Raw genomic sequence first — 22,684 nt, forward strand, 5'->3', positions numbered from 1 at the left:
CGCAAATACTGTCCCCGGGTTTTCGTGCAAAGGCATGGCGCAGCACTAGCACTTGTACAAGGTCCACCCCGAATCTTGCGCGTCAAATATTTCTTTTCGTATAAACTTCCACCTTTTACGTGGAAGATAGCATGCCGAGCGTCAAAACGATGGACCAGACCGGCTTTCGCCGTATCCTCGCCCGCAACGTCGCCTTGCCGCTGGCGATCGGCGTCGGCAGTGCCCTCATTTTCGTGGCCGTCATTACCTACCTGCTGTCGGTACTGAGCATGGTGGAGCACAGCGAAAAGGTGATCGGCCACGCCAACGAAGCGGCCAAGCTCTCGGTCGACCAGGAATCGGGCCTGCGCGGCTATTTGCTGAGCAACGACGAAGCCTTCCTCGCGCCCTACACCCTGTCCAAAGGCAAAACCGCAGCCACCCTCGATGCCCTGTCCAAGCTGGTGGCCGACAATCCGCCCCAGGTCGAGCGCCTGCGCCAGATCGCGGCCATGCAGGAACAGTGGAACCTTTACGCCACCAACGCCATTGCCCTGCGGCGCGCCAACAGCGACGTCATCACCCTGGTGCGCAGCGGGCGCGGCAAGGTCGCTTTTGATGAAATCCGCACCACCTTCAACGAATTCCTGGCGGTCGAACAGCGCCTGCTCAAACAGCGCAACGACAGCGCCCAGAGCGTCACGCGCTGGGGCGTGGCCCTGTACCTGGTGGTCAGCCTGCTGCTGTCGGGCCTGCTGGCCTACTTCGGCCGGCGCGAACTGATGCGCCTGTCGGACGTGTTCGGCGACGCCATCGACCAGCACCGCACCCACGGCGAAGCGCTCGAGCGCCAGGCCTGGCAGCGCAGCGGACAGACCCAATTGGCCGAACGCAGCATCGGCCACAACAGCATGGCCAGCCTGGGGCGCGCCACGCTCGATTTCATGGCCGAATACACCGGCGCGGCCGTCGCCGCCCTGTACGCGCGCGACGAAGACGGCAGCCTGCGCCGCATCGCCGGCTACGGCATGCCCCGCGAAGAAAGCGAGCGCGAAGTGCGTTTCAATGGCGCCGACACCCTGGTCGGCCAGACCCTGCTGTCGAAACGCCCGATCGTGATGGGCAACCTGCCCGACCACTACCTGAAGGTCACTTCCGGCATCGGCAGCGGCAGCCCGCGCCACCTGGTCCTGATCCCGGTCGACAATGACGGCGCCGCCAATGGCGTGGCCGAATTCGGCTTCCTGAACGAGCCGCGCAAGCGCGACCTGGAGTTCCTGGAACTGGTCGCGCCGAACATCGGCCGCGCCATCGAAGCGGCGCTGGCGCGGCGCCGCCTGCACGACGCGCTGGCCGAAACCCAGCAGCTCAACGAGGAACTGCAAGTGCAGCAGGAAGAACTGCGCACCGCCAACGAGGAACTCGAAGAGCAGTCGCGCGTGCTGGAAGAATCGCAGACCATCCTGGAGAACCAGAAGGCCGAACTGGAACAGACCAACGAACGCCTGGCCGAACAGGCCAACGCGCTCGACGAAAAGAACAGCGCCCTGGGCGTGATCCAGCATGAGCTCGAAGAGCGCGCGCTCGACCTGCAGCGCGCCAGCAAATACAAGTCCGAGTTCTTGGCGAACATGTCGCACGAGCTGCGCACGCCGCTCAACAGTTCCCTGATCCTGTCCAAGCTCCTGTCCGAGAACGCCAAGGGCAATCTGGAGCCGGAGCAGATCCAGTTCGCCAACACGATCTACGCGGCCGGCAACGACCTGCTCAACCTGATCAACGACATCCTCGACATCTCCAAGGTCGAAGCGGGCAAGCTCGAACTGACGCCCGAAGACATCGCCCTGAGCGAGCTGGCCGACAGCATGCGCCACACCTTCGCGCCGCTGGCCGGGCAGAAGCAGCTCACCTTCACCTCGCAGGTAGCCGCCGGCGCGCCAGTCACCTTGCACAGCGATTCGCAGCGCCTCCAGCAGATCCTCAAGAACCTGCTCTCGAACGCGATCAAGTTCACCGACAGCGGCGAGGTCTCGCTGACCATCGAAGCGCGTCCGGACGGCATGCTGGCCTTCGTGGTGCGCGACTCCGGCATCGGCATCGCCAGCGACCAGCACGCGATCGTCTTCGAAGCCTTCCGCCAGGCCGACGGCACCACCAGCCGGCGCTACGGCGGCACCGGCCTGGGGCTGTCGATCTCGCGCGACCTGGCGGCCCTGCTGGGCGGCTCGATCGAAATCGCCAGCGCGCCCGGCAAGGGCAGCACCTTCACCCTGCTGGTGCCGGCATCCCTGCCGGCCGGCACCCCCGGCCTGCCGCAAGCGGCCGCCAGCACCATGCAGGCGGCTGCGCGCACCGCCCTCGCGCCCGCCCCAGCGCCGGCGGCGCCCCTGCGCACGCCGGTGTTCGCCGATGACCGCAGCCACGGCGGCGCGGCCGGACGCAGCGTGCTGGTGATCGAAGACGACGCCGCGTTCGCGCGCATCCTGTTCGACCTGGCGCACGAAATGCACTACCGCTGCCTGGTCGCGCACAGCGCCGCCGACGGCCTGCAAGCGGCCAACGACTTCCTGCCCGACGCCATCCTGCTCGACCTCGGCCTGCCCGACGGCTCCGGGCTCGATCTGCTGCAAAAGCTCAAGGACAATCCGCGCGCGCGCCATATCCCGGTGCACATCGTCTCGGCCAACGACCGCGCCGAAGCGGCCATGCAGCTCGGCGCGATCGGCTACGTGATCAAGCCGGCCACGCGCGACCGCCTGAAACAGGTGTTCCAGACCCTCGAGGGCAAATTCACCCAGAAGATGAAGCGCGTGCTGCTGGTCGAGGACGACGAGCGCCAGCGCGAGAGCGTGGTCCACCTGATCGACGACGCCGATGTCGAGATCACCGCGGTGGCCACCGGCGGCGAAGCCTTCGCGCTGCTCCAGGCCGGCATCTATGACTGCATGATCATCGACCTGAAGCTACCCGACATGCAGGGCCACGAACTGCTGCGCAAGATGGCGGCCGAAGAAATCGTCTCGTTCCCGCCGGTGATCGTCTACACGGGGCGCAACCTGACCCGCGCCGAAGAAGCCGAACTGCTCAAATATTCGCGCTCGATCATCATCAAGGGTGCGCGTTCGCCCGAGCGCCTGCTCGACGAAGTCACGCTGTTCCTGCACAAGGTCGAATCGCAAATGTCGGCCGAGCGCCAGAGCATGCTGAAAACCGTGCGCAGCCGCGACCGCGTGTTCGACGGGCGCCGCATCCTGCTGGTCGACGACGACGTGCGCAACATCTTCTCGCTCACCAGCGCGCTGGAACAGAAAGGCATCATCGTCGAAGTCGGCCGCAACGGCTTCGAAGCGCTCGAACGGCTCGACCAGATTGCCGACATCGACCTGGTGCTGATGGATGTGATGATGCCGGGGATGGACGGCCTGGAAGCGACGCGCCGCCTGCGGGCGGACGCGCGCTTTGCCAAGCTGCCGGTGATCGCCATTACCGCCAAGGCCATGAAGGACGACCAGGAACAGTGCATGAAGGCCGGCGCCTCGGACTACCTGGCCAAGCCGATCGACCTTGACCGCCTGTACTCGCTGCTGCGGGTCTGGCTGCCGAGCATGGAGCGTCTGTGATGGAGGCTCCCGACAGCATCACCATCGAGCTGCGCCTGCTGATGGAAGCGATTTACCTCAAGTACAGCTACGACTTCCGCGACTACTCGGGGGCCTCGCAAAAACGCCGCGTGCACCACGCGCTGCACCAGATGGACTGCGCCAGCATTTCGGAACTGCAGGCGCGCGTGCTGCACGACCCGGACGCCTTCATGCAGCTGCTGCAGTACCTGACCATTCCGACCAGCGAGATGTTCCGCGACCCGGCCTACTTCCAGGCCCTGCGCGAACACGTGGTGCCGCACCTGCGCACTTACCCGTCGCTCAAGATCTGGATTGCCGGCTGCAGCACCGGCGAAGAAATCTATTCGATGGCCATTTTGCTCAAGGAAGAAGGATTGCTGGAGCGCTCCATCATCTACGCCACCGACATCAACCCGCATTCGCTGGAACGGGCGCGCAAGGGCGTGTTCGCGCTCGATCGCATGCGCGCCTACACCGCCAGCTACCAGATGGCGGGCGGGCGCGCGGCGTTCTCCGACTACTACACGGCCGCCTATGATGGCGCCCTGTTCGACCGCAGCCTGGTGGAGAACGTCAGCTTCGCCGACCATAGCCTGGCGACCGACAGCGTGTTCTCCGAAACCCATTTGATCAGCTGCCGCAACGTGATGATTTACTTTAACCGCAAGTTGCAGGACCGCGCCCTCGGCCTGTTCCACGAGTCCCTGTGCCACCGCGGCTTCCTGGGCCTGGGCAGCAAGGAGAGCCTCGATTTCTCGTCGCACGCCGATGCCTTCGAGCCGCTGGTCAAGGCCGAGCGGATATTCCGCAAGGTGGGGCCATGAACGCCGTGCATGCCAAGGTCCACGCGGATCTGCTGGCCGGACGCAGGATCGACGCCGTGGTGATCGGCGCCTCGGCCGGCGGCATCGACGCCCTGCTGCGCATTTTGCCGGCGCTGCCGAAGAATTTCGGCTTTTCGGTGACGGTGGTGCTGCACCTGCCGGACGACCGCGACAGCCGCCTGGCCGAAGTCTTCCAGCAGCACCTGGCAATGCCGGTGCGCCAGGCCGACGACAAGATGACGGTGCAAGCCGGCAGCGTGTATTTCGCCCCGCCCGGCTACCACCTGTCGGTCGAACGCGACTTCAGTTTTTCGCTGAGCCAGGAGGATCCGGTGCATTTTTCGCGCCCGGCCATCGACATCCTGATGGAGTCGGCCGCCGACGCCTGGGGCCAGCGCCTGCTTGGCATTTTGCTGACCGGCGCCAGCGCCGACGGCGCTTGCGGCATGGCGCGCATCGCCGCCTGCGGCGGCCTGACCGTGGTGCAGGACCCGAAAGACGCCGAGATCGCGACCATGCCCTCGGCCGCGATCCGGCTGCGCGCACCCGACCTTGTGCTGCCCGTACCCGCAATCCGCGCGCTGATGACCGCGATGATGGAGAACCAATGAAGAGCGACCAACAAAAAATCAAGCTCCTGATCGTCGACGACCTGCCCGAGAACCTGCTCGCGCTGAGCAAGATCATCGAACAGGACGACCGCATCGTGTACCAGGCCAGTTCGGGCGAGGCGGCGCTGTCGCTGCTGCTCGAACACGACTTCGCGCTGGCCATCCTGGACGTCATGATGCCCGGGATGGACGGCATCGAACTGGCGGAACTGATGCGCGGCACCGAACGCACGCGCAACGTGCCGATCGTGTTCGTCAGCGCGGCCGGGCGCGAACTCAATTACGCCTTCAAGGGCTACGAGACGGGCGCGGTCGACTTCCTCTACAAGCCGCTCGACATCGCGGCCGTCAAGAGCAAGGTCAATGTGTTCGTGGCCCTGTGCCAGCAGCGCAATGAGGTCAAGCGCCAGGTGGCCGAGCTGGAAGAGGGCCGGCGCGAGCTGCGCGCCACCCAGGTCGAGCTGGAACGCTCGGTGAAGATGCGCGACGACTTCATGTCGATGGTCGCGCACGAACTGCGCACCCCGCTCAACACCCTGTTCCTGGAGACGCAGCTGCGCGGCATGCAGCTCGACAAGGGCAACATGGCCGCCTTCAGCGAAGAGAACATGCGCAAGATGGTGGCGCGCGACGGGCGCCAGATCCAGAGCATGATCCGCCTGATCAACGACATGGTCGACGTCTCGCGCATCCGCAGCGGCAAGCTGTCGATCCGTCCGGCCGAAACCGAACTCTCGGCGCTGCTGGCGCGCATCGTCAGCGACCTGTCGCAGCGCACCGAGGCCGCCGGCGGCACCATCGAACTGCACGCGCCCGAGCCGGTGGCCGGCGTGTGGGACGAATTCCGGGTCGAGCAGATCATCATCAACCTGCTCACCAACGCGCTGCGCTACGGCGGCAGCAAACCGGTGAAAATCAGCCTGGAAGTGCGCGACGGGCATGCCTGGATCGTGGTGCGCGACCAGGGCGTGGGGATCGCGCCGGAAGACCAGCTGCGCATCTTCGCGCCGTTCGAGCGGGCCGGCACCAAGGACGTGCGCGAGGGCCTGGGACTGGGCCTGTACATCGCGCGCCAGCTGGCCGAGTCGCACGACGGCACGCTCGATGTCGAGAGCGCGCCGAACCAGGGCGCGGCGTTCCGCCTGGCCTTGCCGCTGGCCGGATCGCACGCATGATGGTGCCATGACGGTGCCGGCCCCGTACCGCGGCCTGTGGCGGCGCGAGGGCATCTGGCGCAGCGACGGCAGCAGCGACACCAGCACGCTGGTGCTGTGGTTCCAGTCGGCGTGCTGGCACATCGACTCGCGCGGCTTTGCCGGCAGCACTGTGGTCGACGGCGCGCGCTGCGAGTGGCGTCCCGAGATCGCCTTCCCCGCCCTCGGCCCCGGGGTCGATGCGGGCATCATGCGCTTCATCGATGCCGATACGGTGGAAGAAACCGGCATCGACGGCAGCTACCGCGAACTGTGGCGACGCATCGATGCCGGTCCGGTGCGCGCACTGCGCCTGGAAGACGATCGCGGCGCCCGGGCCTGGCTGATGACAGGAACGGACTGGCTGGCGCTGGCGCACGGCAGCGAATTTGTCTTCGCCAGGGGTGCGGGCGAGGCCTGGGTGGTGGCCGCCACCAACCTTGCGCAGCACGCGGGCCGCACCATCGCGTGGCCCCCGCGAGCGTGGCGTACGGGCCAGCAGGTGGTCTTGCCGCTGGCCGCGGCGCGCCCCTGGCGGATAAGCCAGCTCGAGCCTTGAGACGGCCTCCATGTATAATTGACATTAACTTTTTGTCAAACCAGTACCATATTCACTATGAGGCTCATCTGATGTCTACTGCATTTTTTGGCGTAATGATCGGCGCGGCAGCCGTGGCATGGTATCAATACAATAAAAGCAAACGCAGCGCGGCGGCAGCGCCGGCGGGGACGCCTGCCCCCGCCCCGGCCGGCTTCGCCGCTGCGCTGGCGACTGCAAAAGCGGTGTATGCAGCCGACGAGGGACGCGAACCGATTCGCCAAACCGACTACCTGAAGTTACTCGAACTGTTCGAGTCGCTGCTGGGATTGACGACCACGGTGCCGGACGCCCTCGATACCGATTTGCGCCGCGATCTGCCCGGCACTGGCATGGACGGCATCGATGCAAGCGTCGATCTGCGCGGCCGCATCGGCCAGGCGCGCCGTTTCCTGGACACGCATTCCGCAACGGCAGCCATGGGCGCCGGCGTCTTGCAGAACATCAATGCCTGCCTGGGCATCGTCCCGGCGGGAGCGCCGCTCGAGGCGCTCAAGAGCGCCGCACTGCCGCTGCTGGCATCGATCGGCGCGAAAAACATTCGCTAGCTGAAGCAATGGCGGCGAAACGGGTGGCCGGCGACGCACCCGGCCAGGCTCATGCCGCCTCCGACGGCTCGGCATCGATAAACCGGCGCACCATGCCGGTCGCCAGCGGCGCCGCATACCCCATCGGCATGCACGCCGGCGCGGCGCTGGCCAGCTGGAAGCTTCCTTCCATCATGGCCAGCAAGGCGGCCGCCAGCGCCGCGACGTTGGCCGTGCTCTTGCCGTGCGCGGCCAGGCTGGCCGACAGCAATTCCCGCGCCAGCATCGACTCCGCCGCCAGCGCCTGCTGGTAAGCCAGGCGCACCTCGGGCTGGCGCACCGCTTCCGCGCCGATCACCACCCACGCCGCCACGGCGCTGGCGTCGGCCCCTTCGCCCAGTCCGAGGCGCGCCTCGATGTAGGCGCCCAGGCGCGCATCGGCGTCTGCGGCATCCTGCGCAAACACCAGGTAGCGCGCGTGCGCGGCCGCCGCCAGCGCGTTTACCAGCGCCAGCAGGATCTCGCCTTTGCTGTGAAAATGGTAATGCAGCAGGCCGGGCGTGAGGCCCGCACGGCGCGCAACCAGCTGGACGGTGGCCTTGTCGTAGCCATGTTCGGCCATCGTATCGCGCAGCGCTTGCACGATCTGCGCGCGGCGCTGCTCGGAATTGGGCTTTCTCGACATCGTTGGCGGCACTTAAATTGGTTGAACGACCAAATTATACTTGTTTTCTTCGACGTCTTTCGCTAGCCTAGCAATATTGGGTGAGCAACCAAACAATCGAAGGGACCACACGATGAACGCAACTCCCCCCAAGGTAGTGATGCTGACCGGCGGGATCGGCAGCGGCAAGTCGACCTTCGCGCGCGCTTTCGAGGAGCTGGGCGTGCCCTGCATCGACGCCGATGCGCTGGCGCGCATCGTGCACCAGGACGCGGCGCATCCGGCCACCATGCAGATTGCGCGCGCCTTCCCGCAAGCCATGGCGGCCGATGGCAGCCTGGCGCGCGGCACCCTGCGCAGCTTCTTCGCGGTTGACCCGGCCGCCAACGAGGAACTCAAACGCATCCTGCGCCCGGCGGTGCTGGCGCTGGCCGACGACTGGACGCGCCGCCAGCAGGCGTCCTACGTGGTGTGGGAGTCGGCGCTGGCGATGGACCAGGCCCTGCCCGCAGCGCGGGTGCTGGTGGTCGATGCGACGGACCAGATGCGCGCGGCGCGCGTCGCCCTGCGCAATCCCGACTGGACCAGCGCGCAGGTGGCCAGCATCATCGCCATGCAGCTGCCGCGCGCGGACTACCTGGCGCGCGCCGACGACGTGGTCCACAACGACGGCACGCTGGACGATGTGCGCGCCCTGACCTTGCAACTGCATCACCGATACACCGACCTGTGGAGCTGAATCTTGAAAAAAATCGCATTTTCCGGCACGCTCGACCCGATCACCAACGGCCACCTGTGGGTGATCGGCGAAGCGCGCGAACTGGCCGACGAAGTCGTCGTGCTGATTTCCGAAAACCCGTTCAAGAAACCGCAATTCCACGCCGCTTCGCGCAAGGAGATCGTCGAACGCAGCGTGGCCGCGCAAGGGTGGACCAATGTCAGCGTGGTGCTGGTGCGCGGCGACTACACGGCGCGCGCGGCCAAGCGGCTGGGCATCGACTTCCTGATTCGCGGCATCCGTAACACTTCCGACTTCGATTACGAAAACCTGATCCAGCAAGCCAACGTCGATGTGCTGCACGGCGCCAAGACGCTGTTCGTGATGCCGCCGCGCGACCTCGGTTCGGTCAGTTCGAGTTTCGTGCGCGGCTTGCAGGGACCGGTCGGCTGGCACTGGACCACGCGCCAGTTCATGCCGGCGCCGGCCTATTGCGCCTGGATCCTGGACTGGCTGCGCAAGGACTGGGACAGCCTGTGGCCGCTTGATGACGCCAACGCCGCCGCCTGGTTCGCGCGCCTGACCGGCGAGAGCGCTTACGGCGCCAAGGAGCGCCCGTATCACAATCTCGATCACCTGGTGCACGGACTGACCGAGATCACGGTGTGGGCAGCCAATGCCGGCGCCAGCGCGGCGCAGATGGCGGTCCTGAAAAAGGCATTCTGGTTCCACGACGCGGTGTATGGCGGCGGCAGCGGCAGCGGATCGAACGAAGAACAGAGCGCGCAGCTGTGGCTCGCCTCGAACCTCGACAGCGGTGCGGTGGCGCTTGAGGTGGCGGGCCTGGTTCGCGCCACCGAGCACCTGGCGCCGGTCGCGTCGCGCCACGCGCTGCAAGATGTGATGCAGGGCGTGGACCTGGCGATCCTGGGCCAGGCGGCCGACGTGTACGATGGCTATGCGCGCGCGGTGCGCTCCGAGTACCAGCATGTCGAGGAGGCCGATTACCTGGCCGGCCGCGAGCGCATCCTGGCCCATTTTCATGCGCAGGCCAAAGCGGGCACGCTGTATCCGGATGCGTATTTCGCCGACCTGTACAGCCAGCGCGCGCGCGAGAACCTGGCGCGCGAACTGGAGACGCTGCGCGAGCGCCAGTCGTTTGCGGGCGAATCTCCTTAACTCTACGCGGGCAGCGCGACGACGCCCAATGGGGTTCTGGGCTAGCAGCCGGTCGGACTTGGGGAGTCGAAGCGAAAAAATAGCTGGGCGAGGCCAGATTTTGACGCTTTAGGCTGCAATCAGCCGGCTTTCAGAAGGCACCCAGCAGCAATCCAGGATGGAAGGGATTGACTGACCGGCGCCATGGCGTCGGGATCCATGCTTCCCATGTCTACCAGAAAGACGGTGCCCGATACCAGCGACAGCATGACGGCCCGTCCTCCGCTGTCGTCGCCAATGGCAAGATAAGCGGGCGCGTAGTCGCCCACTTCCAGGGTCTGGTTTCGCTCGATCACATCGTCGAGCGGATACATCACCAGGCCGTTGTCGAACCGGATACCGTTCGCGCATCGCAGCAGCGCCCGATACGCCTCGGGCCAGCGCACGCCCGATTGCGCTTCGACCTGGTCGATCGCGGTTTCTGCTGCCGGTGGATTGATCCTGGCAAGTGACGACAGATGAGCAATATTCATTGTTCTATCCAATCCGGCGCGTGGGGTGCGGCGGATTATTCTTCCGCGACAGCTTTCTTGACGGCGGCCGTCTTCGCTGCCGGCTTCTTGGCGGCAGCCTTCTTGGCAGGCGCTTTTTTAGCCGCCGCTTTCTTGGCCGGCGCGGCCTTCTTCGCCGTGGCCGGGGCCGCCTCGTCGCCGCCTTCCGGATCGGCTGCCGCCGCCGCCTTGCCCTTGGCCGGTGCTTTGGCCTTGCGCTCTTCGAACTCGAAGCTGATCTTGCCGTCCTTGCCCTTGACCAGAAACGCCTTGAACGGACGGCGCGTGCGCTGCGATACAAAACCCGGCATCAGATCGGTCTTGCCGTCGTTGAGCAGCTTGACCATTTGCTCGGGCAAGATTTCCTGCTGCAAGATGATGCGGCCGCTGCGGAAGTCGCAGGTCTTCGGTTTGGCCACGCTGTGCTCGCACACATAGGCCAGGCCCATCTCGAACACGCCGCCGGCGCATTTCGGGCACGGTCCGAGCGCGGTCTGGCCGGTGAAGTCGACGCCTTCGCCATCTTCGCCGCCTTCGTCGTTCTGGCCGAAATCAAACTCGAGCTTGCAATTCTTGATCTCTTCATCGCGCACGATGCGCAAAATGGCGGCAAATGGACGCCCCATTTTCGAGCGGAAACCTTGCATCGGGCCGATCGTGCGTTTTTCCAGCAACTCTTCAACTTCGGCAATCTCGAACTGGCGGCTGCCAGGCGTCTTGCTCATGTTGAATTCGCACTTGGTGCAGGCGAAACGACGGTAGTTTTCCTTGACCACGCCGCCGCAGTTCGGGCATGGCGTGTGCAGGGTCGCGTAGTCGCCCGGAATCGTGTCGTTGTTGTATTCCTTGGCGCGCTTGACGATGATTTGCGTCATCTGGGCAATTTCACGCATGAACTCGTCACGCGAAATCTTGCCCTTCTCCATTTGCGACAGCTTGTATTCCCATTCGCCGGTCAGTTCCGGGGCGGTCAGTTCGTTCACGCCGAGGCCGCGCAGCAAGGTCATCAACTGGGATGCCTTGGCGGTCGGAATCAGTTCGCGCCCTTCGCGCAGCAGGTAACGCTCGCCCAGCAAGCCTTCGATGATGGCCGCGCGCGTCGCTGGCGTGCCCAGGCCCTTGCCGGCCATGGCGTCGCGCAGTTCGTCGTCGTCGATCAGCTTGCCGGCGCCTTCCATGGCCGAGAGCAAGGTCGCTTCCGAGTAGCGCGCGGGCGGCTTGGTGACCAGGGCGTTCGGACTGACTTTTTCGGTCTGCACTTTTTCGCCCTTGGCCACCGGCACCAGGTTGCCGCCGGTGTTGTCGTCCTTGTCGCTGTCGGTCGAGGCTTCCTTGCCGTAGATCGCCAGCCAGCCCGGATTGGTCATGACCTTGCCTTCAGTCTTGAACTGGTGGCCCGACACTTCGGTAAAGCGGGTGGTGACCTGGAATTCGGCAGGCGGGAAGAACACGGCCATGAAGCGGCGCGTGACCAGGTCGTACAGCTTCTGTTCCGGCTCCGACAAATTCTTCGGCGCCAGCGTGGTCGGGATGATCGCGAAGTGATCCGAGATCTTGGTGTTGTCGAAAATGCGCTTGTTCGGCTTGACCCAGCCCTTGTCGGTGATCTGCTTGGCGAACTGGTGGTAGTTATTGTTCTCCGCCAGGCTCACCATGGTGTCCTTGACGGTGTTGATATAGTCTTCCGGCAGATGGCGCGAATCGGTACGCGGGTAGGTCAATACCTTGTGCTTTTCGTACAGCGCCTGGGCCAGACCGAGCGTGTTCTTGGCCGAAAAACCGAAACGGCCGTTGGCTTCGCGTTGCAGGCTGGTCAGGTCGAACAGGGCCGGCGCCATCGAGGTGGTCGGCTTCGATTCTTCCGTTACATTGCCCTGGCGGCCCTTGCAGGCCATGGCGATGCTGTCGGCCGCTGCCTTGCTCCACAGGCGCTCGGAGCGCTTCTCGGGGTCGTTCTCGTCCTTTTTAAAGGCCTGGTCGAGCCAGCGCCCTTCATAGATGCCGGCGGCGCACACGAACTCGGCGCGCACTTCCCAGTAATCGCGCGAGACGAATTTCTTGATCTTGTCTTCGCGCTCGACCACGATCGACAGGGTCGGCGTTTGCACGCGGCCCACGGTGGTCAGGTAGAAGCCGCCTTCCTTCGAGTTGAAGGCGGTCATGGCGCGGGTGCCGTTGATGCCGATCAGCCAGTCCGCTTCGGAACGGCAGCGCGCGGCGTCGGCCAGCGGCAGCATTTCTTCGTCGCTGCGCAGTTGCGTGAAGCCGTCGCGGATCGCGCCCGGCGTCATCGATTGCAGCCACAGGCGCTTGATCGGCTGCTTGGCCTTGGCGTTCTGCGCGATCAGGCGGAAAATCAGCTCGCCTTCGCGCCCGGCATCGCAGGCATTAATCAGTTGGGTGACATCCTTGCGCTTGATCAGCTTGTTCAAGACCTTGAGGCGGGCCTCGGTCTTGGCGATCGGGTTAAGCGCGAAATACGGCGGAATCATGGGCAGGTGGGCAAAGCTCCACTTGCCGCGCTTGACGTCGTGCTCTTCCGGCACCGCGATTTCCAGCAGGTGGCCGACGGCCGACGACAGGACATATTCGTCCGATTCGAAGTACTCATCGTGCTTGGTGAAGCCGCCCAGCGTCTTGGCGATATCGTTCGCGACGGAGGGCTTCTCGGCGATGATGAGGGTTTTGGTCATAGGTTTTCTCGTCGTACTATATTAAGTGGTTCGGCCCGCGCATCATACATGCTAAGAGCCTATCTCAGTAGATCGGAGTCGCTGCTGGCGCGCCTGGCAAGCGCGGGCGGCGTTGCTTGTCGTTGCATGGCTAGCCATGCGGCCTCCTCGCGCCTTGCCAGCGCTTGCCATGCATCGCTTACGCGCATGTCGCCATCCGCTTCCCCCGATCTACTGAGCTAGGCTCTTAACCGCAGCAGGCGGCATTTTGCCAGCCCGATATCGAAATTGTAACAACCCGATAGAGCGGCCAATGATAAGCGGGTTGTCGGGAAATCCGCAAGTAGCCACTGCATGCCGAAGGCCACAATCGTGCCGGCAGCGGGGGAAAAGCGTTGCGTGGAAGGGAAACCAGGCGCGCGCGGCGCCGGCCGGACTCAATGCAGCAAGCGCGGGGCCTGCTCGTCGTCGGAACCGAACAGGTCGTCGAACATCAGCGCGTCCGGTTCCTTGCCCTGGCTCCACAGCAGCATCAGCACGATGATCTTGAGCTTGCCCAGGCCCACCGGCGACTCTTCCAGCGCCAGCGCGCGTTCGATCACGATTTCGCGCTGCACCGGGCTGAGCACGCCCGCGCTTTCGAGGAACTGGATGAAGCCGACCGCCGAACTGCCCAGCGCGTCGTATTCGCGCGACACGTAAAAACGCGTGCCGCTCGAGGTGAACGCCAGGGCCGTTTCGTCGCCCGCCATTTCGGTCAGGTCGGTCAGCCACACGAGCGCTTCCGAGATCTCGACATCGTCGAAACCGACAGCGGACAGTTTACGCGCCAACGCGGCCGGCTCGGGGCAGGCATCGGGGCGGTAGTACGTCTCGTAAAGGTAGACCAGGATATCGAACATGGCTCTACTCTATCAGTTAAGCTCGCTAAGACACAAGTCCCGTCCACGCCCCCTTTGCGCGCCAGCGGCCCGGTTGTCTAGCGCTGCACGCGCTGGAACAATCCGCCCGGCAACCGTTCGAGATGACCGGCAAGTTCCAGGCTGAGCAACTGGGCGGCTAGCGCGCCCGCCTCCGTGCCGCTCAGTGCGGCGAGCGCATCGGCGCCGGCCGGTTCGTAGCCGAGCGCGTCGAGCAGCGCGCGCTGGGCGGCGCTCAGGAATGCGGTGGTGTCGGGCTGGCGCGCCATGGTCGCCAGCGGCGCCACGCGCAGCGGCACCAGGATGTCATCGACGCAATCGACCAGGGTGGCGCCTTCGCGGATCAGGATGTGGCAACCTTTTGAGAGCGGCGCGTGGATCGAGCCGGGAATGGCGAACACGTCGCGGCCCTGCTCGACCGCCTGCCTGGCGGTAATGAGCGAGCCGGAACCGGCCGCCGCCTCGACCACCAGCACCGCGCAGCACATGCCACTGATTAATCGATTGCGGCGAGGGAAGTTGCCTGGCGCCGGCTTCATGCCGAGTGGGTACTCACTGATGACGCAGCCTTCCCGGGCGATGCGCCGGGCCAACGCTTCGTTGCGGCGCGGATAGATGCGGTCGGCCCCGGTACCGGTCACGGCCACGGTCGAGCCCGCGCCGCACAAGCCGCCCTCGTGCGCGGCGGCGTCGATGCCGAGCGCCAGGCCGGAGACGATGGTCAGCCCGGCCGTGCTCAGCGCGCCGGCGAAAGCACGCGCATTGGCCATACCCTGCCCGGTCGCATTGCGGCTGCCGACGATGGCCACGGCCGGCGCCGACAGCAGTTCGATGCGGCCGGCGGCGTACAGCAGCAGCGGCGGCAGGGCCAGCTGGCGCAGCAGCGGCGGAAAAGCGGGGTCGTCAAAGGTGAGAAGGTGGTGGCCCGGCTCGGCCAGCCAGTCGCGGACGGTGTCGAGGTAGGCGGCGCAGGCGTCCGCCATCGGCGCGCACAGGGTGCGGGCGAGGCTGTCGGAGACAATCTGGCGCAAGGCCAGGTGGGAAGCGCTGAAGATGGCTTGCGGGGTGGCGAAGCGCTCAAGCAGGCGCTGCGCCGTCACGGCCCCCACGCCCGGGGTCTGCTCCAGGCGCACCCAGGCAGCCAGGCGTTCGGCCTGGCTGGCGGGGTTGGCGGGGTCCGTGTCTTGCACGGCGGTTTTACTCCGGTGATCTGGCCACGTCGCCGATTTTGACCGGCTCGGTTACCTGCATGATCAAGCCGTACGATACCCGGTTGAACACGCGGAAAATGAACAGGGTGCCGGACTGCTCGTCAGGCAACTTGATCATGGTTTTCCCGGTGCCCAGGATGCCCGATTTCGGCGCACCCGGGTCGGCCACCGTTCTGCCCAGAGTGTACAACTGGAGCACGGTGCCGACATCGATTCCGTCAAGCTTGCCGCGATTAATGCTGACCACCTGGTTCTGGCCGGCATGGGTCACGCCCGAATAGATGCCCAGGATGCGCGCGTCGACCATTTGATCGGGCGGGTGCGGCATGTAGTTGCGCATGACGGTCGGCGGCGCCGGAATCAGCAGGTCGCCCACGCCGATTTCCTGCTTCGAGCTGGCCACCATGAAGGTGTGCACATCGACGCCCGGCTTGGCTTCGGCAAACAGCTTGGCCGTACCCAGGTACACCGCTTCATAGGCGAGCAGCTTGCCGCTTTCCGGGTCCTTGAGCGGGGTGCCCGGACGGAACACCTGGAACGAGCTGCCGCCCTTGAGGTCGCCGCGTACATAAATCTTGTCGTCCTGGCCGAGATAGACGTGGCCATCCTGGGCCGCGGCGATCCGCGGCGATCCCTTGAGCTCGTCTTCTTCGACGATCAGGGGCTGCGACAGGAAGGGCTCGATCACGCCGGCCGGGATGGCCTGGATCGCGTCCTTGCCCAGGCCTTCGGTACGAATCTGGGGCGACAGGCGCAGCACGCCATTGGCGCTGCCCGAGCCATCGCCGCTACCCGGACGGGACAGCGACAAGCGGCCGTTCTTGCGGTCGAAATACACGATCTGACCCGGATAAATCCAGTGCGGATTGCGGATTTCCGCCTTGTTCAAACCCCATACCTGGGGCCAGCACCACGGGTGCTGCAGGAACTTGCCGGAAATATCCCACAAGGTATCGCCCTTGACCACAACGTGCTGGTCAGGGGCATTAGGCCGGAATTCGCAGGTGGCCGCTTGGGTCGGGGCTGCGAGCAGTCCCGCAAAAAGCGCCACAACCGCTACGCGGACGCCGACTGTGCTAAAATTTTTCATTGAGATGTCCGTAAAGTGCGGCATTAACACGGAATTGCTAGCTGGACACGTCACCTTGCCAGCCACAGCGCAAGAGACAGCGCGATTTAACGCTACCCTATCGACGATATCGATGATAAGGCTTGCCGAACTGGATCAAATTCTGCACATAAATCCTTGAACTAGCAAGAAAAACCATGCTCAACCCGGTTGCGGGTCTGTTGTGTTTTTGTTGTGTTTTAGAATTCTTATGCGCGGGACCACTTGAAATTATCACCGAATTGTTATCGAAATTACTAGACCTATGGCAATACTGAATATTCTCCGCTACCCAGACGCACGCCTGCACAAGGTGGCCAAGCCGGTCACCGAATTCGGCGAGCGCATCAACAAACTGGTGGCCGACATGGCCGAGACCATGTACGACGCGCCCGGCGTGGGCCTGGCCGCGAGCCAGGTCGACGTGCACGAGCAACTGATCATTGTCGATACGTCCGAGACCAAGGACGAGCTGCGCGTGTTCATCAATCCCACCATCGTCTGGGCCAGTGCTGAAAAGCAGGTCTACGATGAAGGCTGCCTGTCGGTGCCGGGCATCTACGATGGCGTGGAGCGCCCCGCGCAGATCAAGGTCAGCGCCCTCGACGCCAGCGGCAAGCCGTTCGAGTTCAGCGCCGATGGCCTGATGGCGGTCTGCATCCAGCACGAGATGGACCATTTGATGGGCAAGGTGTTCGTGGAATACCTGTCGCCGCTCAAGCGCAACCGGATCAAGGCAAAGATGCTCAAGGAAGAGCGCGGAATCGAACGCGAAGCGGCATTGCGGGCGGCGGGTCGCCGGCATTGAGGTCAAGTACTTCAATAATGCGATAGCACGTCAGGCGTCCACAGCACCCAAAGCCGTCTTTCCCGCGCAGGCGGGAACCCATAGCATCGCCGATCAGCGAAGGTGCTATGGGTTCCCGCCTGCGCGGGAAAGACGGCTTTACGGTTCGCGTATGGCATTACCGCATCGATGGCCGACTTTTTGAGGCTCTTACTTTTTAACCCAGGAATCCCATGAAAATCATCTTTGCCGGCACGCCGGAGTTCGCCGCCGTCGCCCTCCGCGCCCTCCACGAGGCCGGCTTCGAGATTCCGCTGGTCCTGACCCAGCCCGATCGCCCCGCCGGGCGCGGCCTGCAATTGCATGCCTCCGCCGTCAAGCAATACGCGCTGGCCCACGGCATCGAGGTCCTGCAGCCGCTCTCGCTGCGCCTCGACAGCAAGGACCCCGAACGCGCCGCCCAGGCCGCCAGCGCGCATGCGCGCCTGCTGGCCACCGACTACGACGTGATGGTGGTCGCCGCCTACGGCTTGATCCTCCCGCGCAGCACGCTCGAGATCAAGCCCTGCATCAACATCCACGGTTCCCTGCTGCCGCGCTGGCGCGGCGCCGCGCCGATCCACCGCGCCATCGAAACGGGCGACCTGGAAACCGGCGTGACCATCATGGAAATGGAAGAAGGCCTCGACACCGGCCCCATGCTGCTGATGGAACGGGTGCCGATTTTGCCGAGCGACACCACCGCCACCCTGCACGACACCCTGGCCGCCCTGGGCGCAAAGATGATCGTCGAGGCCCTGCACGCGCGCACGGCCGGCACCCTGCACCCGGTGCCGCAGCCGGACCAGGGCGTCACCTACGCCGCCAAGATCGGCAAGGAAGAAGCGGCGCTCGATTTTTCCCTGTCATCGAACGAACTGGGCCGCAAGATCCGCGCCTTCAACCCCTTCCCCGGCGCGCACGCCGAGCTCAACGGGGTCATCATCAAGATCTGGGGCGCCGAAGCGCTGGAAGCGGGCAGCGATGCGCCACCCGGGCAAGTATTGGCGGCCGACGCCCAGCACGGCATCATCGTCGCCTGTCAACAAGGCACCTTGCGCCTCACAGAACTGCAAAAACCCGGCGGCAAGCGTTTGCCTGCGGCCGAGTTTCTTAAGGGATTCCCTTTGGACGGTCTCAGCCTCGACTGAGCCGCCCTGCCAGCTTACTGCTGAGCTGCTTCGCGCTCAGCCTGCTGCGCTTCCATATGTTCACGCAGGATCTGGTTGATGCGGGTTTGGTAACCCGGACCTGCGGACTTGAACCATTTGAGCATGTCGACATCGAGGCGGATCGTCACGATCTGCTTGAGCGGTGCGGCAACTGGCGGGCGCTGAACGGTGCTGGCGTCACCGTTCTGCATGGATGCTGGCTCGGACCAGCTGGTTTGAAAATCATCGTTCATGTATGTGTTCCCCGTAAAGACGCACTGCGGCGTCATCGAAGCGATTGTCGTCTTCGCATGTAACGCAAAGATTGCAGACACAAAGGGTTTTGTATCGTCTTGTATCAAGTCACTATTTAAATACAAAAGGATACAAAGCGAACTCATCAATTGCCCTCCGGGAAACCAAACGGGCACGATGACGTATAATTTTAGGCCCGGTCCAGACCGGTTCCGACCCGCCTTTTGAAAGCACCATCATGACTATCGCCCGTCCCGCCATGTCCACGACTGAAACCCGGCTACGCGACATCCTGTCGCGCCGGATCATGATTCTCGACGGCGCGATGGGCACCATCATCCAGCAGTACAAACTGGACGAAGTAGCCTACCGCGGCGGCCCGGACGGCAGGTTTGCCGGTTTCGCGGCACCCGCCGGCAGCGGCGCGCGCGAACTGTTCGTCAAGGGCAACAACGAATTGCTGACCCTGACCCAGCCGCACATCATCCAGGAAATCCACGAGCGCTACCTCGCGGCCGGCGCCGACCTGATCGAAACGAACACCTTCGGCGCCACCACCATCGCCCAGGACGACTATCACATGGGCCACCTGGCCTATGAGATGAACGTGGCCGCCGCCAAACTCGCGCGCGCCGCCTGCGACAAATACAGCACCCCGGACAAGCCGCGCTTCGTGGCCGGCGCGCTCGGACCGACCCCGAAGACGGCCTCGATCTCGCCCGACGTCAACGATCCGGCCGCGCGCAACGTCACCTTCGACCAGCTGGTCGCCGCCTACCACCAGCAGGTGGGCGGCCTGGTCGAAGGCGGCTCCGACGTGCTGCTGGTCGAAACCATCTTCGATACCTTGAATTGCAAGGCGGCGCTGTTCGCGATCGACCTGTACTTCGACGAGAATCCGGCCATCGAACGCCTGCCGATCATGATTTCCGGGACCGTCACCGATGCCTCCGGGCGCATTTTGTCGGGCCAGACCGTGCCCGCCTTCTGGAACTCGGTGCGCCACGCCAAGCCGCTCACGATTGGCCTGAACTGCGCGCTGGGCGCGGCCCTGATGCGTCCCTACGCCGAAGAACTGTCGCAAATTGCCGACACCTTTGTCTGCATCTACCCGAATGCCGGCCTGCCCAACCCGATGAGCGACACCGGCTTCGACGAACTGCCGCTTGACACCTCATCCCTGCTGCGCGAATTCGCCGACAGCGGCTTTATCAACATCGCCGGCGGCTGCTGCGGCACCACGCCCGACCACATCAAGGCGATTGCCGACATGCTGGCCAGCACCCCGCCGCGTGCAGTACCCGTCATTCCGGTGGCCCAGCGCCTGTCGGGCCTCGAGCCCTTCACCATCGACCAACATTCGCTGTTCGTCAACGTCGGCGAGCGCACCAACGTGACCGGCTCCAAGGCGTTTGCGCGCATGATTCTCAACGAGCATTACGACGAAGCGCTGTCGGTGGCGCGCCAGCAGGTGGAAAACGGCGCCCAGGTCATCGACATCAACATGGACGAAGCGATGCTCGACTCCAAGGCGGCGATGGAGCGCTTCCTGAACCTGATCGCCTCGGAGCCGGACATTTCGCGCGTGCCGATCATGATCGACTCGTCCAAATGGTCGGTGATCGAAGCGGGCCTGAAATGCGTGCAGGGCAAGGCCATCGTCAATTCCATCTCGATGAAGGAAGGCGAAGAAGAATTCATCCGCCAGGCGCGCCTGTGCCGCCGCTACGGCGCCGCCGTGATCGTGATGGCCTTCGACGAACAGGGCCAGGCCGACACCTTTGCGCGCAAGACCGAGATCTGCGCGCGCGCCTACAAGGTGCTGACCGAGCAGGTGGGCTTCCCGCCCGAAGACATCATCTTCGATCCGAACATTTTTGCCATCGCCACCGGCATCGAAGAACACAATAACTACGCGGTCGACTTCATCAACGCCACGCGCTGGATCAAGGACAACCTGCCGCACGCGAAGATCTCGGGCGGCGTCTCGAACGTCTCGTTCAGCTTCCGCGGCAACGACCCGGCGCGCGAAGCAATCCACACCGTGTTCCTGTACCACGCCATCAAGGCCGGCATGACCATGGGGATCGTCAACGCCGGCATGATGGGCGTGTACGACGACATCGCGCCCGAACTGCGCGAGCGCGTCGAAGACGTGGTCCTGAACCGCCGGATCGATTCCACCGAGCGCATGATCGAGATCGCCGGCACCCTGAAAGCCGGCGACAAGCAGGATGTGCAGACCCTGGCCTGGCGCGAAGGCACGGTGCAGCAGCGCCTCTCGCACGCGCTGGTGCACGGCATCACCCAGTGGATCGTGGAAGACACCGAAGAAGCGCGCCAGGAACTGCTGCACAACGGCGGACGCCCGATCCACGTGATCGAAGGCCCGCTGATGGACGGCATGAACGTGGTCGGCGACCTGTTCGGACAAGGGAAGATGTTCCTGCCCCAGGTGGTGAAATCGGCGCGCGTGATGAAGCAGGCCGTGGCGCACCTGATTCCCTTCATCGAAGAAGAAAAACTGCTGGAAGAAAAACGCACCGGCATCGTCGCCAAACCGAAGGGCAAGATCGTCATCGCCACTGTCAAGGGCGACGTGCACGACATCGGCAAGAACATCGTCTCGGTGGTCCTGCAGTGTAATAACTTCGAAGTCGTGAACATGGGCGTGATGGTGCCCTGCTCCGAAATCCTGGCGCGCGCCAAGGTCGAAAACGCCGACATGATCGGCCTGTCGGGCCTGATTACGCCGTCGCTGGAAGAGATGGCGCACGTGGCCAAGGAAATGCAGCGCGACCCGCACTTCCGCATGCTCAAGATCCCGCTCTTGATCGGCGGCGCCACCACCAGCCGCGCCCACACGGCGGTGAAGATCGCGCATAACTACGACGGCCCGGTGGTGTACGTGCCGGACGCTTCGCGCTCGGTGTCGGTGGCGCAGTCGCTGCTCACGCCCGAGAGCCGCGACCAGTACATCGACGACATCGCCCAGGATTACGTGCGCATCCGCGAGCAGCACGCCAACAAGAAGGCGCTGCCGATCCTGCCGCTCGCCGCCGCGCGCGCCAACAAGATGGCGCTCTCGTTCGAGCCGGTGCGGCCCAAATTCATCGGCCGCCGCGCATTCAAGAACGTCGACCTGGGCACCCTGGCCAGGTATATCGACTGGGGCCCGTTCTTCCAGACCTGGGACCTGGCCGGTCCCTTCCCCGCCATCCTGACCGACGAGGTGGTGGGCGAAGCGGCCTCGAAGGTATTCGAAGAAGGCCAGGCGCTGCTCAAGAAAATCATCGAAGGGCGCTGGCTGACCGCCAATGGCGTGGTGTCGCTGCTGCCGGCCAACAGCGTGGGCGACGACGATATCGAGATCTATACCGACGACACGCGCAGTACGGTGGCGTTCACCTATTACGGTTTGCGCCAGCAGGGCGTCAAACCCCTGGTCGACGGCGTGCAGCGCCCGAACCAGTGCCTGGCCGATTTTATCGCGCCAAAAGCATCGGGCATCAAGGATTATATCGGCATGTTCGCGGTGACCAGCGGTCTGGGAATCGAGAAGTACGAAAAGCGTTTTGAAGATGCGCACGACGATTATTCATCGATCATGCTCAAGTCGCTGGCCGACCGCCTGGCCGAAGCATTTGCCGAATATATGCACGAACGCGTGCGCACCGACTTGTGGGGTTATGCGGCGGGCGAGAACCTGACGAATGAAGAGATGATCGGCGAGCGCTATGCAGGGATTCGTCCGGCGCCCGGTTATCCGGCCTGTCCGGAACATACCGTGAAAGCCGATATGTTCAAGGTGCTGCAGGCGCAGGAGATCGGCATGGAATTGACCGAGTCGTTCGCCATGTTCCCGGGCGCGGCGGTATCGGGTTTCTATTTCGCGCACCCGGAAGCGAAGTATTTCGTGGTCGGGAAGATTGGCGAGGACCAGTTGAACGAGATGGCCAAGCGCCGTGGCGTGCCGAAAGAAGACCTGGAACGCTGGCTGGCGCCGAATTTGTCGTAGGATGCAGTGAGGTGGAGTGAACTTTTCCGCTGTTTGCCTGCCTAACTCCCTGTAGCGACGGGAGTGACGGCGCAGCT

The 22,684-nt window shown here is 64.1% G+C and carries 18 protein-coding genes; 11 read left to right on the forward strand and 7 right to left on the reverse strand.

Features of this window, described 5'->3' with window-relative positions; translation table 11 throughout:
• Window positions 1-131: 131 nt before the first annotated feature.
• From F1609_RS19975 to F1609_RS20000, 6 genes are all read left to right on the forward strand, one after another.
• Window positions 132-3,599, forward strand: a complete 3,468-nt coding sequence (locus tag F1609_RS19975) for a response regulator (RefSeq protein ID WP_167078384.1) — start codon at window positions 132-134, stop codon at window positions 3,597-3,599.
• Window positions 3,599-4,426 (forward strand): CheR family methyltransferase, encoded by an 828-nt coding sequence (locus tag F1609_RS19980; protein ID WP_167078386.1) that lies wholly within the window; start codon window positions 3,599-3,601, stop codon window positions 4,424-4,426. Before F1609_RS19975 ends, F1609_RS19980 begins: the two co-directional genes overlap by 1 nt.
• On the forward strand, window positions 4,423-5,037 hold the full coding sequence (locus F1609_RS19985; protein ID WP_167078388.1) for a chemotaxis protein CheB: 615 nt from the start codon (window positions 4,423-4,425) through the stop codon (window positions 5,035-5,037). Before F1609_RS19980 ends, F1609_RS19985 begins: the two co-directional genes overlap by 4 nt.
• Complete coding sequence (locus F1609_RS19990) at window positions 5,034-6,212, forward strand: hybrid sensor histidine kinase/response regulator (RefSeq protein WP_167078390.1); 1,179 nt, start codon at window positions 5,034-5,036, stop codon at window positions 6,210-6,212. The genes F1609_RS19985 and F1609_RS19990 overlap by 4 nt, the downstream gene beginning before the upstream one ends.
• Window positions 6,213-6,219: 7 nt before the next feature.
• Window positions 6,220-6,789 carry a hypothetical protein gene (locus tag F1609_RS19995; RefSeq protein WP_167078392.1) on the forward strand — a complete coding sequence of 190 codons (570 nt, stop codon included), beginning with the start codon at window positions 6,220-6,222 and terminating at the stop codon, window positions 6,787-6,789.
• Between the two features lie 71 nt (window positions 6,790-6,860).
• On the forward strand, window positions 6,861-7,376 hold the full coding sequence (locus F1609_RS20000; protein ID WP_167078394.1) for a hypothetical protein: 516 nt from the start codon (window positions 6,861-6,863) through the stop codon (window positions 7,374-7,376).
• 49 nt (window positions 7,377-7,425) lie between these two features.
• Here the strand turns inward: F1609_RS20000 and F1609_RS20005 are convergent, their stop codons facing one another.
• Entirely contained in the window at window positions 7,426-8,040 is a 615-nt protein-coding gene (locus tag F1609_RS20005; RefSeq protein ID WP_167078396.1) for a TetR family transcriptional regulator, read from the reverse strand.
• Between the two features lie 112 nt (window positions 8,041-8,152).
• On the opposite strand from F1609_RS20005, the gene coaE reads away from it, so the two are divergent.
• Both coaE and coaD read left to right on the forward strand, forming a co-directional pair.
• Complete coding sequence (coaE, locus tag F1609_RS20010) at window positions 8,153-8,758, forward strand: dephospho-CoA kinase (protein WP_167078398.1); 606 nt, start codon at window positions 8,153-8,155, stop codon at window positions 8,756-8,758.
• 3 nt (window positions 8,759-8,761) lie between these two features.
• Window positions 8,762-9,916, forward strand: coding sequence for a pantetheine-phosphate adenylyltransferase (gene coaD, locus F1609_RS20015; protein WP_167078400.1), 1,155 nt, complete (start codon window positions 8,762-8,764; stop codon window positions 9,914-9,916).
• Window positions 9,917-10,035: 119 nt separating this feature from the next.
• Here coaD and F1609_RS20020 read toward each other — a convergent pair whose 3' ends face one another.
• The 5 genes from F1609_RS20020 to F1609_RS20040 all read right to left on the reverse strand — a co-directional run bounded on the left by F1609_RS20020 (window position 10,036) and on the right by F1609_RS20040 (window position 16,339).
• A complete protein-coding gene (locus F1609_RS20020) occupies window positions 10,036-10,428 on the reverse strand; it encodes an SMI1/KNR4 family protein (protein WP_167078402.1) in 393 nt (130 codons plus the stop codon).
• A gap of 35 nt (window positions 10,429-10,463) precedes the next feature.
• Window positions 10,464-13,139: a DNA topoisomerase III gene (locus F1609_RS20025; protein WP_167078404.1), complete on the reverse strand. Its 2,676-nt coding sequence runs from the start codon at window positions 13,137-13,139 to the stop codon at window positions 10,464-10,466.
• 416 nt (window positions 13,140-13,555) lie between these two features.
• Window positions 13,556-14,020: a Smg family protein gene (locus tag F1609_RS20030; RefSeq protein ID WP_167078407.1), complete on the reverse strand. Its 465-nt coding sequence runs from the start codon at window positions 14,018-14,020 to the stop codon at window positions 13,556-13,558.
• A 77-nt stretch (window positions 14,021-14,097) separates the two neighbouring features.
• Complete coding sequence (gene dprA, locus F1609_RS20035; protein WP_167078408.1) at window positions 14,098-15,228, reverse strand: DNA-processing protein DprA; 1,131 nt, start codon at window positions 15,226-15,228, stop codon at window positions 14,098-14,100.
• 7 nt (window positions 15,229-15,235) lie between these two features.
• Entirely contained in the window at window positions 15,236-16,339 is a 1,104-nt protein-coding gene (locus F1609_RS20040; protein WP_167078409.1) for a LysM peptidoglycan-binding domain-containing protein, read from the reverse strand.
• 283 nt (window positions 16,340-16,622) lie between these two features.
• Between F1609_RS20040 and def the strand changes: the two genes are divergently transcribed.
• The gene (def, locus tag F1609_RS20045; RefSeq protein WP_167078410.1) at window positions 16,623-17,165 is read left to right on the forward strand and encodes a peptide deformylase; all 543 of its coding nucleotides are present in this window, start codon (window positions 16,623-16,625) and stop codon (window positions 17,163-17,165) included.
• A 212-nt stretch (window positions 17,166-17,377) separates the two neighbouring features.
• Entirely contained in the window at window positions 17,378-18,334 is a 957-nt protein-coding gene (gene fmt, locus F1609_RS20050) for a methionyl-tRNA formyltransferase (RefSeq protein ID WP_167078411.1), read from the forward strand.
• A 14-nt stretch (window positions 18,335-18,348) separates the two neighbouring features.
• Here fmt and F1609_RS20055 read toward each other — a convergent pair whose 3' ends face one another.
• Window positions 18,349-18,588, reverse strand: a complete 240-nt coding sequence (locus F1609_RS20055; protein ID WP_167078413.1) for a BrnA antitoxin family protein — start codon at window positions 18,586-18,588, stop codon at window positions 18,349-18,351.
• A 260-nt stretch (window positions 18,589-18,848) separates the two neighbouring features.
• Here F1609_RS20055 and metH point away from each other — a divergent pair, with 260 nt between their 5' ends.
• Window positions 18,849-22,607 (forward strand): methionine synthase, encoded by a 3,759-nt coding sequence (gene metH / locus F1609_RS20060; RefSeq protein WP_167078492.1) that lies wholly within the window; start codon window positions 18,849-18,851, stop codon window positions 22,605-22,607.
• Window positions 22,608-22,684: the final 77 nt, after the last annotated feature.

Source organism: Massilia aquatica, assembly GCF_011682045.1.
GTDB classification, from domain to species: domain Bacteria; phylum Pseudomonadota; class Gammaproteobacteria; order Burkholderiales; family Burkholderiaceae_D; genus Telluria_A; species Telluria_A aquatica.

What these genes read in the sequence shown, in the direction of transcription:
- F1609_RS19975 (WP_167078384.1), top strand. Translation starts at nt 132, where the DNA reads ATGCCGAGCGTCAAAACGATGGACCAGACCGGCTTTCGCCGTATCCTC.
- F1609_RS19980 (WP_167078386.1), top strand. Translation starts at nt 3,599, where the DNA reads ATGGAGGCTCCCGACAGCATCACCATCGAGCTGCGCCTGCTGATGGAA.
- F1609_RS19985 (WP_167078388.1), top strand. Translation starts at nt 4,423, where the DNA reads ATGAACGCCGTGCATGCCAAGGTCCACGCGGATCTGCTGGCCGGACGC.
- F1609_RS19990 (WP_167078390.1), top strand. Translation starts at nt 5,034, where the DNA reads ATGAAGAGCGACCAACAAAAAATCAAGCTCCTGATCGTCGACGACCTG.
- F1609_RS19995 (WP_167078392.1), top strand. Translation starts at nt 6,220, where the DNA reads ATGACGGTGCCGGCCCCGTACCGCGGCCTGTGGCGGCGCGAGGGCATC.
- F1609_RS20000 (WP_167078394.1), top strand. Translation starts at nt 6,861, where the DNA reads ATGTCTACTGCATTTTTTGGCGTAATGATCGGCGCGGCAGCCGTGGCA.
- F1609_RS20005 (WP_167078396.1), bottom strand. Translation starts at nt 8,040, where the DNA reads ATGTCGAGAAAGCCCAATTCCGAGCAGCGCCGCGCGCAGATCGTGCAA.
- coaE (WP_167078398.1), top strand. Translation starts at nt 8,153, where the DNA reads ATGAACGCAACTCCCCCCAAGGTAGTGATGCTGACCGGCGGGATCGGC.
- F1609_RS20020 (WP_167078402.1), bottom strand. Translation starts at nt 10,428, where the DNA reads ATGAATATTGCTCATCTGTCGTCACTTGCCAGGATCAATCCACCGGCA.
- F1609_RS20025 (WP_167078404.1), bottom strand. Translation starts at nt 13,139, where the DNA reads ATGACCAAAACCCTCATCATCGCCGAGAAGCCCTCCGTCGCGAACGAT.
- F1609_RS20030 (WP_167078407.1), bottom strand. Translation starts at nt 14,020, where the DNA reads ATGTTCGATATCCTGGTCTACCTTTACGAGACGTACTACCGCCCCGAT.
- F1609_RS20040 (WP_167078409.1), bottom strand. Translation starts at nt 16,339, where the DNA reads ATGAAAAATTTTAGCACAGTCGGCGTCCGCGTAGCGGTTGTGGCGCTT.
- def (WP_167078410.1), top strand. Translation starts at nt 16,623, where the DNA reads ATGGCAATACTGAATATTCTCCGCTACCCAGACGCACGCCTGCACAAG.
- fmt (WP_167078411.1), top strand. Translation starts at nt 17,378, where the DNA reads ATGAAAATCATCTTTGCCGGCACGCCGGAGTTCGCCGCCGTCGCCCTC.
- F1609_RS20055 (WP_167078413.1), bottom strand. Translation starts at nt 18,588, where the DNA reads ATGAACGATGATTTTCAAACCAGCTGGTCCGAGCCAGCATCCATGCAG.
- metH (WP_167078492.1), top strand. Translation starts at nt 18,849, where the DNA reads ATGTCCACGACTGAAACCCGGCTACGCGACATCCTGTCGCGCCGGATC.